This window comes from Kocuria subflava, from assembly GCF_012163155.1.
Lineage (GTDB): Bacteria > Actinomycetota > Actinomycetes > Actinomycetales > Micrococcaceae > Kocuria > Kocuria subflava.
Map to the genome: position 1 here is coordinate 20490 of NZ_JAAVUN010000024.1, position 16286 is coordinate 36775.

Annotated in this window: 13 protein-coding genes and 1 pseudogene; 9 read left to right on the forward strand and 5 right to left on the reverse strand. The window is 63.7% G+C overall.

Annotated elements, in window-relative coordinates; genetic code table 11:
• The first annotated feature begins 69 nt into the window (after positions 1-69).
• The 5 genes from GTW58_RS10830 (at position 70) to GTW58_RS10850 (ending at position 5062) form a co-directional block, all read left to right on the forward strand.
• The gene (locus GTW58_RS10830) at positions 70-903 is read left to right on the forward strand and encodes a (Fe-S)-binding protein (RefSeq protein ID WP_047688966.1); all 834 of its coding nucleotides are present in this window, start codon (positions 70-72) and stop codon (positions 901-903) included.
• Positions 900-2723, forward strand: coding sequence for a LutB/LldF family L-lactate oxidation iron-sulfur protein (locus GTW58_RS10835; RefSeq protein ID WP_119933449.1), 1824 nt, complete (start codon positions 900-902; stop codon positions 2721-2723). The genes GTW58_RS10830 and GTW58_RS10835 overlap by 4 nt, the downstream gene beginning before the upstream one ends.
• A complete protein-coding gene (locus GTW58_RS10840; RefSeq protein ID WP_047688968.1) occupies positions 2720-3349 on the forward strand; it encodes a LutC/YkgG family protein in 630 nt (209 codons plus the stop codon). Before GTW58_RS10835 ends, GTW58_RS10840 begins: the two co-directional genes overlap by 4 nt.
• A 108-nt stretch (positions 3350-3457) precedes the next feature.
• Positions 3458-3940, forward strand: a complete 483-nt coding sequence (locus tag GTW58_RS10845; RefSeq protein WP_047688971.1) for a glutathione peroxidase — start codon at positions 3458-3460, stop codon at positions 3938-3940.
• Positions 3941-4417: 477 nt separating this feature from the next.
• On the forward strand, positions 4418-5062 hold the full coding sequence (locus GTW58_RS10850) for a hypothetical protein (RefSeq protein WP_157980541.1): 645 nt from the start codon (positions 4418-4420) through the stop codon (positions 5060-5062).
• A 65-nt stretch (positions 5063-5127) separates the two neighbouring features.
• On the opposite strand, the gene aqpZ is transcribed toward GTW58_RS10850, so the two are convergent.
• The 4 genes from aqpZ to GTW58_RS10870 form a co-directional block, all read right to left on the reverse strand.
• Positions 5128-5862, reverse strand: a complete 735-nt coding sequence (gene aqpZ, locus GTW58_RS10855) for an aquaporin Z (protein WP_255409150.1) — start codon at positions 5860-5862, stop codon at positions 5128-5130.
• 536 nt (positions 5863-6398) lie between these two features.
• Positions 6399-7589: a galactokinase gene (galK, locus tag GTW58_RS10860; protein ID WP_189587286.1), complete on the reverse strand. Its 1191-nt coding sequence runs from the start codon at positions 7587-7589 to the stop codon at positions 6399-6401.
• Entirely contained in the window at positions 7586-8707 is a 1122-nt protein-coding gene (gene galT, locus GTW58_RS10865; protein ID WP_232818101.1) for a galactose-1-phosphate uridylyltransferase, read from the reverse strand. Before galT ends, galK begins: the two co-directional genes overlap by 4 nt.
• A complete protein-coding gene (locus GTW58_RS10870) occupies positions 8688-9470 on the reverse strand; it encodes a DeoR/GlpR family DNA-binding transcription regulator (RefSeq protein WP_189587285.1) in 783 nt (260 codons plus the stop codon). The genes galT and GTW58_RS10870 overlap by 20 nt, the downstream gene beginning before the upstream one ends.
• Before the next feature lie 149 nt (positions 9471-9619).
• Between GTW58_RS10870 and GTW58_RS10875 the strand changes: the two genes are divergently transcribed.
• The 4 genes from GTW58_RS10875 to GTW58_RS10890 all read left to right on the forward strand — a co-directional run bounded on the left by GTW58_RS10875 (position 9620) and on the right by GTW58_RS10890 (position 15318).
• The gene (locus GTW58_RS10875) at positions 9620-11899 is read left to right on the forward strand and encodes an alpha-galactosidase (protein ID WP_232818102.1); all 2280 of its coding nucleotides are present in this window, start codon (positions 9620-9622) and stop codon (positions 11897-11899) included.
• 37 nt (positions 11900-11936) lie between these two features.
• Entirely contained in the window at positions 11937-12881 is a 945-nt protein-coding gene (locus tag GTW58_RS10880; protein WP_119933453.1) for a carbohydrate ABC transporter permease, read from the forward strand.
• Positions 12882-12896: 15 nt separating this feature from the next.
• Positions 12897-13859, forward strand: a complete 963-nt coding sequence (locus GTW58_RS10885) for a carbohydrate ABC transporter permease (protein WP_119933454.1) — start codon at positions 12897-12899, stop codon at positions 13857-13859.
• Positions 13860-13980: 121 nt separating this feature from the next.
• Complete coding sequence (locus tag GTW58_RS10890) at positions 13981-15318, forward strand: ABC transporter substrate-binding protein (RefSeq protein ID WP_157980542.1); 1338 nt, start codon at positions 13981-13983, stop codon at positions 15316-15318.
• Here the strand turns inward: GTW58_RS10890 and GTW58_RS10900 are convergent.
• A pseudogene (locus GTW58_RS10900) lies at positions 15306-16142 on the reverse strand (beta-galactosidase small subunit-related protein). The gene GTW58_RS10890 and the pseudogene GTW58_RS10900 sit on opposite strands and share 13 nt — an antisense overlap.
• Between the last annotated feature and the right edge of the window lie 144 nt (positions 16143-16286).

A 16286-nucleotide genomic window follows, 5' to 3' on the forward strand; every position in this document is an offset into this window, starting at 1 on the left:
GTATGGTCGGACCACATGAGGTCGTGGGAAACTGTACATGACCTGAGTCACAAAACCAGCGGAGGATCCATGAGAATCGCCTTGTTCGCCACGTGCATCGTGGACGCCATGTATCCCAAGGTGGCACTGGCCACCGTGCGCGTCCTGGAGCGCCTGGGGCATGAGGTGGTCTTCCCTGCCGGCCAGGGGTGCTGCTCGCAGATGCACGTCAACAGCGGCTACATAGAAGGGGCGTTGCCCGTGGTGCGCAACCACGTGGAAGCTTTCACCAGCGCCGATTACGACGTCGCCGTGGCCCCATCCGGTTCCTGTGTGGCCTCCCTGGGCCACCAGCAGCCCATGGTGGCCCGGGCCTGTGGGGACGAGGACCTTGCCCGGGGTGCCGAAGAGGTTGCAGCCCGCACCTACGAACTCTCCGAATTGTTGGTGGACGTGCTGGGCGTGGACAACGCCGCCGAGCAGTTGGGCTCCCACTTCCCCCACCGGATCACCTATCACCCGTCCTGCCACGGACTGCGCCTGCTGGGCCTGGGCGACCGCCCCACCCGACTGCTGGAGAGCGTGGACGGATTGGAGCTGGTGGAACTGCCGGATGCCCAGGAGTGCTGCGGATTCGGCGGGACATTCTCCTTCAAGAACCCCGACGTCTCCGGGGCCATGGTGGATGCCAAGATCAAGAACATCGAATCCACCGGCACAGGCCTGTGCGCCGGCGGTGACTCCTCCTGCCAGTTGCACATGAGCGGGGCGGCGCGTCGTCGTGGTTCCCAGGTGCGGACCATCCATCTGGCAGAGATCCTGGCCTCCACGCGAGCCAACCCGCTGGAACTGGATGAAATCGCCGATCTGTCCATCCCCCGCGTACACGCAACCGTCACCCCTTCTGCAGGAGGCGCACGATGACCACTGTTGATCTGGGCATGCCCGGGACCCGCATTGCCTACGGATCCGGGAACCTGTACGAGGAAACCCCCTTCCCGGAGCACGCACGCGCGGAACTGAAGAACACGCAGATGCGCGCCAACATAGGACACGCCACCCACACCATTCGCGGCAAACGAGCCCGTGTGGTGGGTGAACTGCCGGACTGGCAGGACCTGCGTGACGCCGGCTCCGCCATCAAACAAGAGGTGGGCGCACGGCTGCCTGAACTGCTGGAACAGTTCGAAGCCAACGTGACCGCCCGCGGTGGTGTGGTGCATTGGGCCAGGGATGCAGCCGAGGCCAACCGGATTGTGACCGATCTGGTCCGCGCCAAGGGCGTGGAAGAGGTCATCAAGGTCAAGTCCATGGCCACCCAGGAGATCGGGCTCAACGAGCACCTGGAGGGCCAGGGCATCAAGGCCCACGAAACCGACCTTGCGGAACTGATTGTGCAACTGGGCGAGGACAAGCCCTCCCACATCCTGGTGCCGGCCATTCACAAGAACCGGGACGAGATCCGGGAGATCTTCTCCCGCCGTATGCCCGGAACCGGCAAGGAACTGACCAACGAACCCGCCGTCCTGGCCGAGGCTGCCCGCAGCTATTTGCGGGAGAAGTTCCTGGACACCACCGTTGCCATCTCCGGCGCCAACTTTGGCATCGCAGAAACCGGGACCCTCACCGTGGTGGAGTCCGAAGGCAACGGGCGCATGTGCCTGACCCTGCCCAAGACCCTCATCACGGTCATGGGAGTGGAAAAGCTGTTGCCACGGTTCTCCGATCTTGAGGTTTTCACCCAGCTGCTGCCCCGCTCCTCCACCGGCGAGCGCATGAACCCCTACACCTCCATGTGGACCGGTGTGACAGAGGGGGACGGCCCGGAGGAGTTCCACCTGATCCTGCTGGACAACGGGCGTTCGGCTGTTCTGGGCGATCCCGCAGGACGCTCCGCGCTGCACTGCATCCGGTGTTCTGCCTGCCTGAACGTGTGCCCGGTCTACGAGCACGCCGGTGGTCACGCCTACGGCTCCACCTATCCCGGCCCGATCGGCGCGATCCTCTCCCCCCAGCTGACCGGTGTGGCCGCCGAACAGAACAACTCCCTGCCGTATGCCTCCTCCCTGTGCGGGCGGTGCTACGAGGTCTGCCCGGTCAAGATCGACATCCCCTCCATCCTGGTGCACCTGCGCGATGAGGACATCCGCACCAAGCACGGCCAGCGGGACCAGGCCGCCACCCAGCAGCGCTCCACGGTGATCGAAGCGCGGCAGGCGGAGGCCGAAGCTGCCGGTGTCACGCCAGAGCCGGCAGGGCACCCGGCCGAAGCCAAGAAGAAGAAGGTCCCATCCGAGATGGACCTGCTCATGAAGGCCGCAGGCACCGTCATGTCCTCCGGCACCCGGATGGGGCTTGCCGAACGCGCCCTGCCACTGGGCCGTGGCGCGCTCAAGCCGTTCGGCGGCGCCAAGTGGCTGCCCGGCATGGTGGGCGGTTGGACCCAGGAACGCGACATCCCCGTGCCACCCAACCAGTCCTTCCGCAACTGGTGGAAGAACAACGGTGAGAACACGCAGCAACGGGTGGCCGAAGACCTGGGTGACACCCAACTGGCAGTGAGTGCGGGAGGTGAGGTCCCGGCGTCGTCTTTGGCGGGTGAAATCCACCAACACGCTGCATGGGGTGCGGAAGCTCAGGCCGTTGCCAAGCTGCGCGCCGAACGCGACCAGGCCGAAGGCGCCACCACCAAGGACAGCCCCGCCACCAGCACCGGCGAACGTGAAGGAGAGCAGAACGCATGAGCCAGTCAGAGGCCAAGGCCACCATCCTCTCCAGGATCAACTACGCCCTGCGGGACCAACCCGTGGCCCCGCAGACCCCGCGCGCCTACCGGCGCAGTTCCTCCCTGGGGCACGCCGAGGTGGTGGACATGCTGGAGGACCGACTGGTGGACTACAAGGCCAACGTCTACCGGGAGGACGCGAGCTCCCTACCCGGGCGCATCGCCGAGCTGCTGGCCGATTCGGTGACCATCCTCCCCGACGGTCTGGACTCCTCCTGGCTTCCAGAGGGCCTGTCCACCGTCCGCGACCACAACGACGACGGCGCCCCCCTGGGCGCACGTGAACTCGATGCGCTGGGGGCCGTGTTGACCTCATCCACCGTCTCCTGCGCGGAAACCGGCACGATTTTCCTCAACGGGGCGGCAGATGAAGGGCGGCGGGCCTTGAGTCTGGTCCCGGACCACCACGTGTGCGTGGTTCCGCTGGACACGGTGGTGGAACTCATTCCGGAAGCCTTTGAACGGATGGACCACCAGCGGCCGATCACCATGATCTCCGGACCTTCGGCCACCTCTGACATCGAGCTGGAGCGCGTGGAAGGCGTGCACGGTCCACGGCGTCTGGATGTCATCCTTTTCGGCTGAGTGCGATCTGGCTCACGGTCGCCGGGTTCCGTGAGCCAGACTTGTCCCTGAACATATTTGCTGGCTGACAAGCGGTGTCACGGTTCACGTGGCATCTGAAAGGTACTGATGACCAAGCTCCACGACTTCACCGCAGACACCATTTCAGGCTCCCAGGACGTGTTCGACCGCCTGGCCGGGCAGGTGGTGCTGATTGTCAACACCGCCAGCGAATGCGGCTACACCCCGCAGTACGACGGCCTGGAAAAGCTCTACGCGGACTACAAGGACCGCGGATTCACCGTCCTGGGCTTCCCCTGCAACCAGTTCGGCGAGCAGGAACCCGGTGAGGGCCAGGAGATCCAGGAGTTCTGTCGCACCCAGTACGGCGTGGAGTTCCCCATCTACAAGAAGACCGATGTGAACGGGCTGCACACCCATCCGGTGTGGGAGTGGCTCAAGTCGGAGAAGCCTGGACCCAATGGCGCACAGATCGACTGGAACTTCACCAAGTTCCTGGTGGACCAGTCCGGCACCGTGGTGGCCCGCTACGAACCCGCCACCACCCCGGATGAACTGCGCGAACCGATCGAGGAGCTGTTGGAGGGCTGAGCTCACCCGAGCTTTCGCGATTTCTACGCAATGTGGGACGCCATCACGCGCTGATGGCGTCCCACATTGCGTAGAACTCGGCCAGTTGTCCACAACTCAAAATTTTCCACCCACCCGGTGGTGATTCGGGCGTTGACTCAGAGTATGCCAGCCCGACGCCACATACCCCCTGCGTGTCTGCAGGGACGCTGTTTCACCACGGAACAGGCGTTGCAAGCCGGTGTGAGCTACCGCCAACTACGTGGACCCGCCTACCGGTCGATCCTCACCGGCGTGTGGGCCACAAGCGACCACGAGCTGCCCGAGCACCCCAAAAAGCGTACGCATCAGGTGATGGCTGCCCTTCAGATGAGGCACCCAACCACTGTGGTCAGTCACACCAGTTCGGCGCTTCTGCTGGGTCTCCCCCTGCCCGGAGCCGTGTGGCAGTCCCCCGGCCTGCACATCACCCGCTGGGACGGGCTGTGTCCTCCGCGCATGACCGGGGTCATCGGGCACAAAGCAGAAGTAGCCCAAGCCGACCGGTGGTCGATCGGCGGAGTGCTGGTCACTGGCCCGGCCTTGACTGCCGTCCAATTGGCGGATCAGCGGAGCACTGCTGGTGGCCTCGCCCTTTCCGACGATGCTCTGGTGGCATTGCTGGACGGTGTGGTCACACAGCACTCCAAGGGGTTCAACCGCGGCAACCCGCCCACCAGGAACTTTAACGACCTCGTCTCCGATCTGGAGAGGCTCTCACCCCGGCGTGGACTGTCCCGCCTTTGGGAAGCTCTCAAGCGGGTGAGCGTGGGCGCTGACTCAGCACTGGAGACTCATGCCCGACTAGCGTTGGCAAAAGCCGGGTTCCCGCTGTTCGTCCATGACCTGGAAATCCGAGTCCCCGGCATGCGCCCCGTTCACCCCGACCTCGGCAACGTTGAACTCCGGATATCGATCCAAGTGGAGGGCCCGCACCATGATTCACCTGGCCAACGCGTGCGGGACATCGAGCGGTTGCAGGTCACCGAAGCCGCGGGGTGGATCGAGATCAGGGTGACCGCTGCCGACATCTTCACTCGACCAGGAGAGCTGGAACCCCGTCTGGTTTCCCTGGTTCGCGCTGCAGTGGCATCCCGGCGGTGAGTTCTACGCATTCTGGGCCGTCATCAGCGCTTGATGACGGCCCAGAATGCGTAGAACTGGAGAGGTCAGGCTTCCTCCCGTTCCAACACCTCCTCAGAGGTGTTGGGGAACGCCACCTTGTACAAGACGCCCGCGATGGCAGCGCCCGCCAGGGGCGCCAGGAAGAACACCCACACCTGTCCCAGCGCATCAGGGACGAACCAGGTCACAGCCAAGGACCTTGCCGGACTCAAGGAGGCGTTGGAAACCGTGACGAAAGCCATGATCAGCACGGTCAACCCAACACCGATGGCCACGGGAGCAAACCCCTCCGGGGCGCGATCGTCAGTGGAGCCCAGAATGACCAACAGGAACAAGCAGGTGACCACCACTTCCACCAAGAACACGGAGAACAGCCCGTAACCACCCGGGGAGAGCGCACCAAACCCGTTGGTGGCAAAACCTGACTCCACAGCCGAAAAGCCACTCTGGCCGCTGGCAATCACGTAGAGCACCACGCCGCCCAATGAGCCACCCACCAACTGCGCCACCCAGTACGGCAGAACCGCGCTCCACTCGATGCGCCCGGCCAAGGCCGCCCCCAGGGTGACCGCCGGGTTGAAATGTCCGCCGGAGATGTGGCCGACAGCGTAGGCCATGGCCGTGACCGTGGCACCGAAGGCCGCAGCCACGCCGAACAGGCCGATACCGATGTTCACCTGCGTGGGCGTCAGGAAAGCAGCAGCGGTGACGGCCGCCCCGCACCCGATGAAAACCAGCGCAAACGTTCCCAAACATTCAGCGGTCAAACGCGACACCATGGATGTCCTGGACATGAGAACCAACCTCACCTTCCTCTGGCACGCGACGGCCTGTACCGCTGACTGCGGACCAGCTGCCATCGCGCCGCAACTCGGCGGTCTGAATCCCGCCGCGCTGCGACTGCACAGCATTCACGCTAGTGAGGAGGTGTTCTGGGAAGCCCAGCCTTTGTTGGCAACTTCAGGGAGCAGTTGCCTGGGGAGTCCCTGGGACACGTGGGAAGCCCGGGGGCGCGCGACCCTCTCCCAGGTCGCGCGCCCCGTCGGGCCCCGGTGCGTGGCCTCTGCCTGACCTCGCACCACGTCGTCACGGTCCCAACCGTCACGACCACCGGCCCGCTGAGTCATTGGTGCCCACCAACACGTCACGAACCGGCCGCCTCCACCCCGTGCCCACGGGGCTTTGGAGCATCTCTCCTGCACCTTCGGGTGCTGAGGGTTTGTGTGCCCTCGAGGTGTAGACAGGGTGGGACGGAGATCGTGACGCGGGTTGTGGAACTTTTTTGAAACTTTTTTCTGAGCAGCAGGAGGCGACGTCAGAGCAGGCGGTCCGCACCTTCTCCCGGAAGCACGGTGAACAGCCGCGGTTCATCCCATCCGGCTGCTTGGAAGGACGCGAGAACAGCATCTTGGGCCGCCGTCACATCCGATTCCCGCAGCAGCCCAATGGCCGACCCGCCAAATCCGGCGCCGGTCATGCGGGCACCCAATGCCCCGGCCTGGGTCATGGCCTCAACGGCCACATCCAATTCCGGGCAGGACACTTGGTAGTCATCACGAAGGGAAGCATGGGAGGCGGAGAGTTCCGACCCCAGCTCCTGCCATCGCCCGGCCCGCAGATGCTCGACGGCGGCATCCACCCGGGCGCGTTCGCTCAACACGTGCCGGGCCTTGGGCAGGATCTCTGCCGGGAGTTCGGACAGGTCGGCATCCAGAGGAAGATCTCCCAAAGTGTCCACGCCCAGCAGCTCGGCTGCTTGCTCACAGGTGGCGCGTCGCGCGGCGTAGCCGCCGTCGTCGTTGCTGTGCGCCACACAGGTGTCCACCACCAGCAGACGCAGGCGGGCCTCATCCAAGGGCAGAGGAATGTGTTCGGTCTCCAGGGTGCGGCAGTTCAGAAGAACAGCGTGGCCGGCGGTGGAGAGCAGGGAGGCCGACTGGTCCATGATGCCTGTAGGGGCACCCACAAAGTCGTTCTCAGCACGTTGGGTGATGCGGGCCAGATCTCGCCGGTCCACGGGTGCATCGGTGAGTTCAGCCAAGGCCAGCGCCACCGAAACCTCCACTGCGTGTGAGGAGGACAAGCCCGATCCCACAGGCACAATGGAATCCAGCACCATCTGGAAACCCGGGACCTGCACGCCCGTGGATTCCTGCAGCGCCCAGGCAACACCGGCCGGACCACTGGCCCAACCGGTCACCGCCCCCGGGCGCAAGTTCAGCGGGTCAAAGCCGGCGCGAGCTTGCCGGCCCGTGGTGGGATCGATCCAGGTTGAGACCAGTTGAGAGTGTTCACCCGGAGCCAGCAGGCGCACGGCAACCATGGCAGAGCGGTCGATGGCAAAAGGCAGCACCAGTCCGTTGTTGTAGTCCAGGTGCTCGCCGATCAAATTCACGCGGCCAGGCGCACGCCACACTCCGCTCGGTTCAACCCCAAAGAGTTGTTGGAACGTGCCCACCAGTTCCGTGGCACGCGCCCTGTCAGCTGATGAGTGCGGGGATTTCACAGTGCGTTCCTCAATCTTGCAGCGGTTTCTTCCGGGCTGACGTCCCCAATGAAGGCGCCCATAGCGGACTCCGAACCAGCCAGGAACTTCAGCTTGTTCTCCGCCCGGCGTGGGCTCACGATCTGCAGGTGCAATCGTGAGGCCTCCCGCAGCCCGTCAACCAACGGTGCTTGGTGCCACGCCGCGATGTACGGGGTTGGGGTCGGGTAGAGCGCATCGAACCTGGTCAGGACGTCTTGGACCACTGCCGCAAGTTCGTCCAGTTCTTCATCGGTCAGAGCGGCCAGATCCGGGACATGGCGGTGCGGCACCACGTGGACCTCCAGCGGCCAACGCCCGGCCCACGGCACGTAGGCGCTGATGTGCTCACCGGACGAGATCATGCGTTCGCCCGATTCGCGCTCGTAATCCAACAGGTCCTGATGCAACGTCCGCCCGGTCCGGTCCAGATGATCGGCTGCACGCTGCACAGTCTTGAGGGCCGTGGGGGTCACGTAGGGGTAGGCATAGATCTGCCCGTGCGGGTGGTGCAAGGTGGTGCCGATCTGCTCACCACGGTTCTCGAACGGGAACACCTGCTTGATTCCCGGCAGCTTCGACAGGGCCCGGGTCCGTTGCGCCAAGGCCCGCAACACCAACTGAACGCGCCGCGGATCCAGTGCAGCCAAACTGCCCTGGTGTTCGGGGGTGTAGACCAAGACCTCGCAACGCCCTCCGGCGGGGTGGGTGGTTCCCGGTTCCGGCTCGGCTGACGGACCCGGCAACTCCACCAGATCAGGGCCCAGGGAGGGGAAACGGTTCTCGAACGCCACCACGTCAAAGTCCGCTGGAATCTCCGTCTCCCGGCCGGGTTGCATGGGGCACAGCGGGCACTGATCAGCCGGTGGGAGATGCGTCCGGTTCTGCCGGTGGGTGGCCAACGCAATCCAATCCCCCGTCAACGGATCCTGGCGCAACTCACCGTGGCCCGCTCGCGGCGCCGCAGGCCGGGGGTCCTCCAGGTGGGTGGGCAGCGCGGCGTCGTCGTGACTGAAAAACACGATCTCCCGACCGTCGAACAACCGGTGGGTCACGTGGGCCACAGTGGCAGCGGGCAGGTCAGGCAACACGGTGGACACGGGTGATCCTCTCCTCGAGCTCAGTCACGGCGTTTTCCGGCAGTCGGGAATCGGTCACAAGGTCGTCCACGGCCTCCAGGGCGGCAAAGCTGTAGAGCCCCACCGTTCCCCACTTGGTGGAATCTGCGACGACGACGCCCCGGTGCGCCTGCTGCAGGAACATGCCGTTGATCTGCGCTTCCAACATGTTGGGGGTGCTCAACCCGGTGTCAAGGTCAAACCCGTGGACCCCCATGAAACACACGTCCGCGTGCAGGGTCTCCAAGCTGCGCACCGCCAACGGGCCCACCAGGGCATCAGAGGGAGTTCGCACCCCACCGAGCATGACTACTTGACTGCCCGCCGCCGGGCGATCTTCAAACACCTGAGCGATTCTGGGCGAATTGGTCACCACCGTCAGATCCTCGATCGAACGCAGTTCCCGGGCCAGGGCAAAAGTGGTGGTGCCAGAGTTGAGGAACACGGACATACCGGGCTTCACCAAAGCCGCCGCGGTGCGAGCCACCGCGCTCTTCTGCTCTTGATGCAACCGGGACTTCCGCAGGAAGCCTGGCTCCTCCGATGCCGCACCAGGGGCGGCCAATCGAGCCCCGCCATGCACTTTGTGCAGCTCGCCCTCCTGCGCCAACTGATCCAGGTCACGCCGCACAGTCATCTCCGAGACATTCAGGGTCTGCGCCAAATCCGCCACCCGCACGGACCCGTGAGCGCGGGTTTGCTCCAGGATTCGAGAGCGCCGCTCGGCCGGCAGTAAATCAGTCACGCCTGTCTCCTCACTTGTGCAGTCATGCTTGGGGTCCATGATGCCACTCCGTCATGTTGCCATCTGATTGTTCTACCAATCTTGATGTTCGTTTATGTTCATTCTAGAGTGACTTGCAGCACAAGAAAGCAATCGGGAGGTAACAAGTAGTGAGCGCCACACCTGATGGTCAGCAGGACCACATCGTGACCAACCCTGTGCCCGTGGCCACCAGCGCCCTGCCGCAGCAACAAAACCTGTATCTGCGCGCGGGCGGGGTGTCGTTGCTGCTAAGCCGTCCCGACGGCCGCATCCCGGCCGTTGCCCACTGGGGCGCCGATCTCGGGGAACTCACTGATGCGGACGCGACAATCGTGGCGTTGTCCACCATCTCCGGCCAGGTCCCCAACAATCCCGACGTCCCCATGCACGTGGGGATCCTGGCCGAACCGCGCTGGGGATGGGCAGGCCGCCCAGGACTGACAGGCCACCGCGACGGTCTGGCCTGGGCTCCCGATTTCAGTGTGAGCGATGTTCGCTTCCAGGCCTCTGGCTGCGCCGACGGCTCCGAGGACACAGCGTCCAACCGCACAGAAACCACCACAAGGCTCACACAGCCATTCGAACAGCTGGGTGCAGGCACGCTTGAAATCCACGTGGATTCCCCCGAACACGTAGGGCTTGTGATTCAGGTGGAGCTCACCCCCGAGGGCGTGGTGCGCGCACGAGCCACCGTGACCAACACGGGTGATGGCCCGTACCGGCTCGAGGAAATCGCCCTGGCCCTGCCAGTGCCGGCCCGGGCCCACCAATTGCAAGACTTTGCAGGTCACTGGGGTCAGGAGCGCGCCGCCCAGCAGCGGCGCCCGTTCACGGTCGGCGTGCATCTGCGGGAAGGCCGCAAGGGACGGACCGGTGCAGACGCGGCGCACATGATCCTCGCCGGTGAACAGGGATTCGGGTTCTCCCAGGGCGAGGTCTGGGGTGTGCACACCGCGTTCTCCGGGAATCACAGGACCTGGGCAGAGCGCGAGTACACGGGCCAGCGCCTGCTGGGCGGCAGCGAACTGCTCATGCCCGGTGAGGTCACGTTGTCTGCGGGTGAGAACTACACGTCCCCTTGGATTTACGGCATCTGGGGCCAGGGCCTGGACGCGCAGGCCAACCGGCTCCATTCCTGGATCCGCTCCCGTCCACAGCATCCACACCGCCCCCGCCCGGCCACCCTCAATGTTTGGGAGGCTGTCTACTTTGATCACAACCTCCCCAAGCTGACTGCCCTTGCCGAACGTGCAGCACAGATCGGCATTGAGCGCTTCGTGCTCGACGACGGTTGGTTCGGTTCCCGCCGCGATGACACCTCCGGTCTGGGCGATTGGGTGATCTCAGAGGAGGTCTGGCCCGACGGCCTCACGCCCTTGATCCAGAAGGTCACGGACCTGGGCATGGAGTTCGGCCTGTGGTTCGAACCTGAAATGGTCAATCTGGATTCCGACGTCGCACGTGCCCACCCGGAGTGGGTCCTGGCACCTGCGGAGCGCACACCCGTCAGCAGTCGGTTCCAACACGTCCTGGATCTGGGCAACCCGGAGGCGTATGCCCATGTCCGGGACCAGATGGTGGAGGTTCTCTCCAACAACCGCATTGGCTACATCAAGTGGGATCACAATCGGGACCTGCTGGAGGCCGGTTCCAGCCTGGACCGAGCACCGGGTGTGCACCGTCAGACGCTAGCCGCCTACGGCCTCATGGCCGAGCTCAAGGAACGGTTCCCCGGCTTGGAGATTGAGTCCTGCTCCTCGGGTGGGGCTCGAGTGGATCTGGGCGTCTTGGAGCACACTGACCGGTTCTGGACCTCCGACTGCATCGATCCGGCCGAGCGTCAAGAAATGCACCGTTGGACCCAGCAGCTGGTTCCCCCGGAACTGATGGGCAGCCACGTGGCCTCAGGCCGCTCCCATCAGACGGATCGCCTGCATGCCGTGAACTTCCGCGCCGGCACGGCCCTGTGGGGTCACTTTGGCGTCGAGTGGGATCTGACGCAGGCTACCCAGGATGAGCTGGACGAGCTCAGCGAGTGGGTTGAGCTCTACAAGTCGCACAGGGATCTGCTGCACAACGGCACGTTGATTCGGGTGGACGCGATTGACCCGGAATGGGACGTCCACGGTGTGGTCTCTGCTGATCAGACCGAGGCTCTTTTTGCCGTCGTCTGCACCGGAGTCTCCATCACTGACCCTGTGGGCCGGCTGACGCTGCGCGGGTTGAACCTCGATGTCGACTACGTCAGCGACGACGTCACACCGGCAGCGACCGATGCCGCGTTCACGCCACCGGCCTGGTGGCCCAATGGAACCAAGACCCGCGGTTCTGTACTCCAGGAAGTTGGTCTGCACGCTCCACAACTGCGCCCTGACCGCATCCGACTGATTCACCTCACCGCGCGCTGATCCGCCAGTGCACGTGGCCTATTGACAAGGGAAATCGATGAGTAGCGTGACAACCCGTTCCTCGCGGCCACCAGCGGGTGGCCCACGGGACACCCAAGACCCGCCCAAGCGGCGACCCAAGGACGACACCCGCATTGCGCTGATCTTCATCGCTCCCGCAGCGTTGGGGCTGGCAGTGTTCCTGATCTGGCCGCTGATCCGAGGCATCTGGTTGAGTTTCACCAACTACAACCTGCTGACTCCGGCGGAGTTCGTGGGCCTGGCCAACTACAGGCGTTTGATCGCGGATCCAATCTTCTGGGATTCCATGAAGACCACGGTCTACTACGTGCTGCTGAACATCGGCATCCAGACGGCCGTGGCCATGGTCATTGCACTGCTGATGTATCGCTTGACCCAGTCCACTCTGCTGCGCGGCTTGGTCTTGACCCCGTACCTGGTCTCCAACGTGGTGGCAGCCTTGGTGTGGGTGTGGATCTTGGACACCCAGTTCGGCGTGGGCAACCAGATCTTGGGTTGGTTGGGGATCGACCCGATTGGTTTCTTCACGGACAGTGCATGGGCCATTCCCACCATTGCCCTGGTCAATGTGTGGCGCCACATGGGTTACACGGCGCTGTTGATTTTTGCGGGGCTTCAGACCCTGCCGCCCTCGGTTTACGAGGCTGCGCGTTTGGATGGTGCTGGAGAGATCCGGACCTTCTTCTCCGTGACGCTGCCTCTGCTGCGCCCCATCATGGCTCTGGTGCTGATCATGACGATCATCGGTTCGTTCCAGGTCTTTGACACCGTGGCCATCACCACCGGCGGCGGGCCCGCCAACGCCACCAACGTTTTGCAGCTCTACATCTACGACATGGCCTTTGACCGCTTCCAGTTCGGTTACGCCTCCGCCATGTCCGTGGGTCTGTTGATCGTTCTGGGCGTCATCACTGCCATCCAGTACCGGTTGTCCCGTGCGGACAGCTCGGACATGAGCTGAGAGGAACCAGAGCTCATGAGCACATCACCCACCACCGCCCCTGATGCCTTGGAACCCAAGACCGAGAACGAACTTCAGGGCAGTTCCCACCGCCGTCGTCACAAACTGCCTACCCCGGGCAAAGTGGTGGCCTGGGCAGTGATGATCCTGATTCTGCTGATCACGCTGCTGCCCTTCTACTGGATCCTGCGCACCGCGCTGTCCACCAACCCGGGCCTGTTGAGCGACCCCGCTTCACTGAACCCGCCGGAATTCACCACCGGCGCATTTGAGCGAGTCCTGGGCTTCCAGTCCACGGAAGATGCCCTGGCCGAAGGTGGCTCCGGTGCCACCCTGAACTTCTGGCGTTATCTGCTCAACTCGGTGTTTCTGGCCACCTTGGTGACCGTGTGCCAGGTGCTGTTCTCCGCCATGGCTGCCTACGCCTTTTCCCGGCTGCGTTGGAAGGGCCGCGATCAAGTGTTCGCGTTGTTCCTGGCAGGACTGATGGTCCCGGCGGTGTTCACCCTGTTGCCCAACTTTGTGCTCATCAAACAGCTGGGCCTGATCGACACCGTCCTGGGCATCGCACTGCCCACCATGTTCATGACCCCGTTCGCCGTGTTCTTCCTGCGGCAGTTCTTCCTGGGGATTCCCATGGAGATCGAGGAAGCGGCACGCCTTGACGGCGCCTCACGCATGGGCACGTTCTTCAAGGTCATTCTGCCCATGGCCTCGGCGCCGATCGCCACGTTGTCCATCTTGACGTACATGGCTGCTTGGAATGATTACTTCTGGCCGCTGATGGTCTCGTACACGGACTCCTCCCGCGTGCTCACCGTGGCCTTGGGCGTCTTCCGAGCCCAATCACCACAGTCCGGCACGGACTGGGCCGGACTCATGGCAGCGTCACTGATCGCTGCCCTCCCCATGTTCCTGCTGTTCATGGTCTTCGCCCGGCGAATCGTGAACTCGATCGGCTTCTCGGGCATCAAGTAAGGAGAACCAGAACATGAAATCAGCATTTTCCTCACGGAACCGCAAAGTCGCACCGGATACCAAACAAGCGCCAGGACCACGACGCCGGAGGTCTCGTTCGCGGGTCTTGTCGGCTGCCGCTGTGGTCACCACCGCGGGGTTGGTTCTGAGCGGTTGTGGGCAAGGCGGAGAGCAGAACAACAACGTGATCGACTACTGGTTGTGGGACACGCAGCAGATGCCCGCGTATCAGCAATGCGCGGACCTGTTCCAGGAGGAGAACCCCGAGTACACGGTCAACGTCACTCAAACCGGTTGGGGTGACTACTGGCAGCGGTTGACTGCTGGGTTCTTGGCTGACACCGGACCCGATGTGTTCGTCAATCACGTCTCCCGTTACCCGCAGTACGCCGACCTTGATGTTCTTCTGCCGTTGGACGAACAACCTGCCACCGCTGATCAGAGAGAGGACGACTACGCAGAGGGCCTCACGGACATCTGGACCGGTTCGGACGGGCATCGATACGGCAGCCCCAAGGACTGGGACACGATTGCCATGTTCTACAACAACCAACATCTGGAGGATGCCGGCGTGAGCCCTGAGGAGTTGGGCTCACTCGAGTGGAATCCGGAGGACGGCGGCAGCTTTGAGGCCACCATCGCTCACCTGACCGTGGACAGCAACGGCGTCCGCGGGGATGAGCCCGGGTTCGACAAGGACAACGTTGCCGTCTACGGCCTGGGACTGTCTGATGCCGGTGGCGGGACGTTTGGCCAGGGCCAGTGGTCAGCTTTCGCCAATTCCAACGGCTGGCAGGCAACGGACACTCCCCTGTGGGGCACGGAGTACAACTACGACGACCCCCAGTTGCACGAAACACTGGACTGGTACTTCGGCCTCTCGGACAAGGGTTACATGCCCCGGTTCGGTCAGTTCAACGAGGACGACGGAACCTTGCAGCAGTTGATGTCCGGGTCCGTGGCTGTGGTCACGGACGGTTCCTGGATGATCCCGGCCTACGCGGGGAACGAGAGCGTGGACGTGGGCACTGCCCGTTTGCCCGCGGGGCCAAACGGCACAGCACCCAGCATGATCAACGGCCTGGCGGACTCGATCTCAGCCGAAACCGACAACCCTGAAGCTGCGGCTCAGTGGGTGGAATTCTTGGGATCCGAGCAGTGTCAGTCCGTGGTGGCTGAGGCTGCGGTGGTCTTCCCGGCACGGGAGGATGCTGTGGAACGCACGGAGGACATCTGGCGTGAACAGGGCATCAACACGGAAGCGTTCACCGGACCCATTGACGACGGCGACACCTTCTTCATGCCTGTGACCAGCCACGGTGCGGACGTCACGGCCCTGACCGGTCCCGCCTTTCAAGAGATCTGGGCGGATCGCCCTCCCTCAGCTGAGGTGTTGGACCCCATGAATGGCGCCATCAATGACTTGTTCATTGCTGACGCCGCCGCTCAGGAGGACTGAGCGCTCCCCACCATTCGGGCCCGGATCGTGATCACTGCGGTCCGGGCCTGAACTTTGTGCTCACGTGCCACGTCCACACCACATGATCTGCTGCCCAGTCCTTCATATGCAGCGTCCAGATGCAGCCACCAGGTTTCCACCGTGGCAGGTGGGGGCAGTTCATCGTCGTGCAGGGCGGACTCCAACTGCGTATCCGACTACGGCAGCAACGACCACCACGGCCCGTCAGGTTGAGGCACAGTATCCAGGCACACACCCAAGACCTCCACCTCCATGCGGGAATCGGCTCCAGGTTCTTCCACCACGGGGATGCTCAGACGCCGGAGGTCACCACGGGTACCTGTGGACTGAGGGAACGGGTAGCGCGTGAACAGGTTGGAGGGGGCGGACGTCCATGTGTCAAAGCGGACACCGTGGGCAGCGTCTGGTGCGGATTCCCCCGGCCCGTCCCCCGTCCACTCGACGTCCCTTTGAGGGTCGAGCTGGATTGGCAACACCACACCCAGCCGTGCGGGGTCCACCACGGATGAGAGCTCCAGCTGGATCGATGCCTCAACCCAACCGTCCGTCTGTTCAGTACATTGAACGGCGAGCTCAGGCCGGGTCGAGTCCAAGGCGTGGTCTAGCCATCGCCGCACTGTGGGGATCACCACCCCGGCACCGTGCAATGGGTCCTGGTCCTGTTGCCGCGTTCCGGACCACCCGTGCCAATCGACGCTTGGATCCACGCCGTGCCGTTCCCGGGCCGGTTCGAAGAAACCGGAGTCATTGTCCGTGGGTGCACGCCAGGCTGTTGCGGTGAGATTTTGAAGGAAGTCCGGAATCCCACACGGGCGGCGGACCCCTGGACACGGCGGAACCTGTTGTGGTCCGGCCCAGGCATCCGTGCGATGTCTTAGCCTCGATCCACCGACTCAGGTTCGGGCCGGCGGCCGATATCCCGGATCGGCACTGAGCCGTTTTTTGGC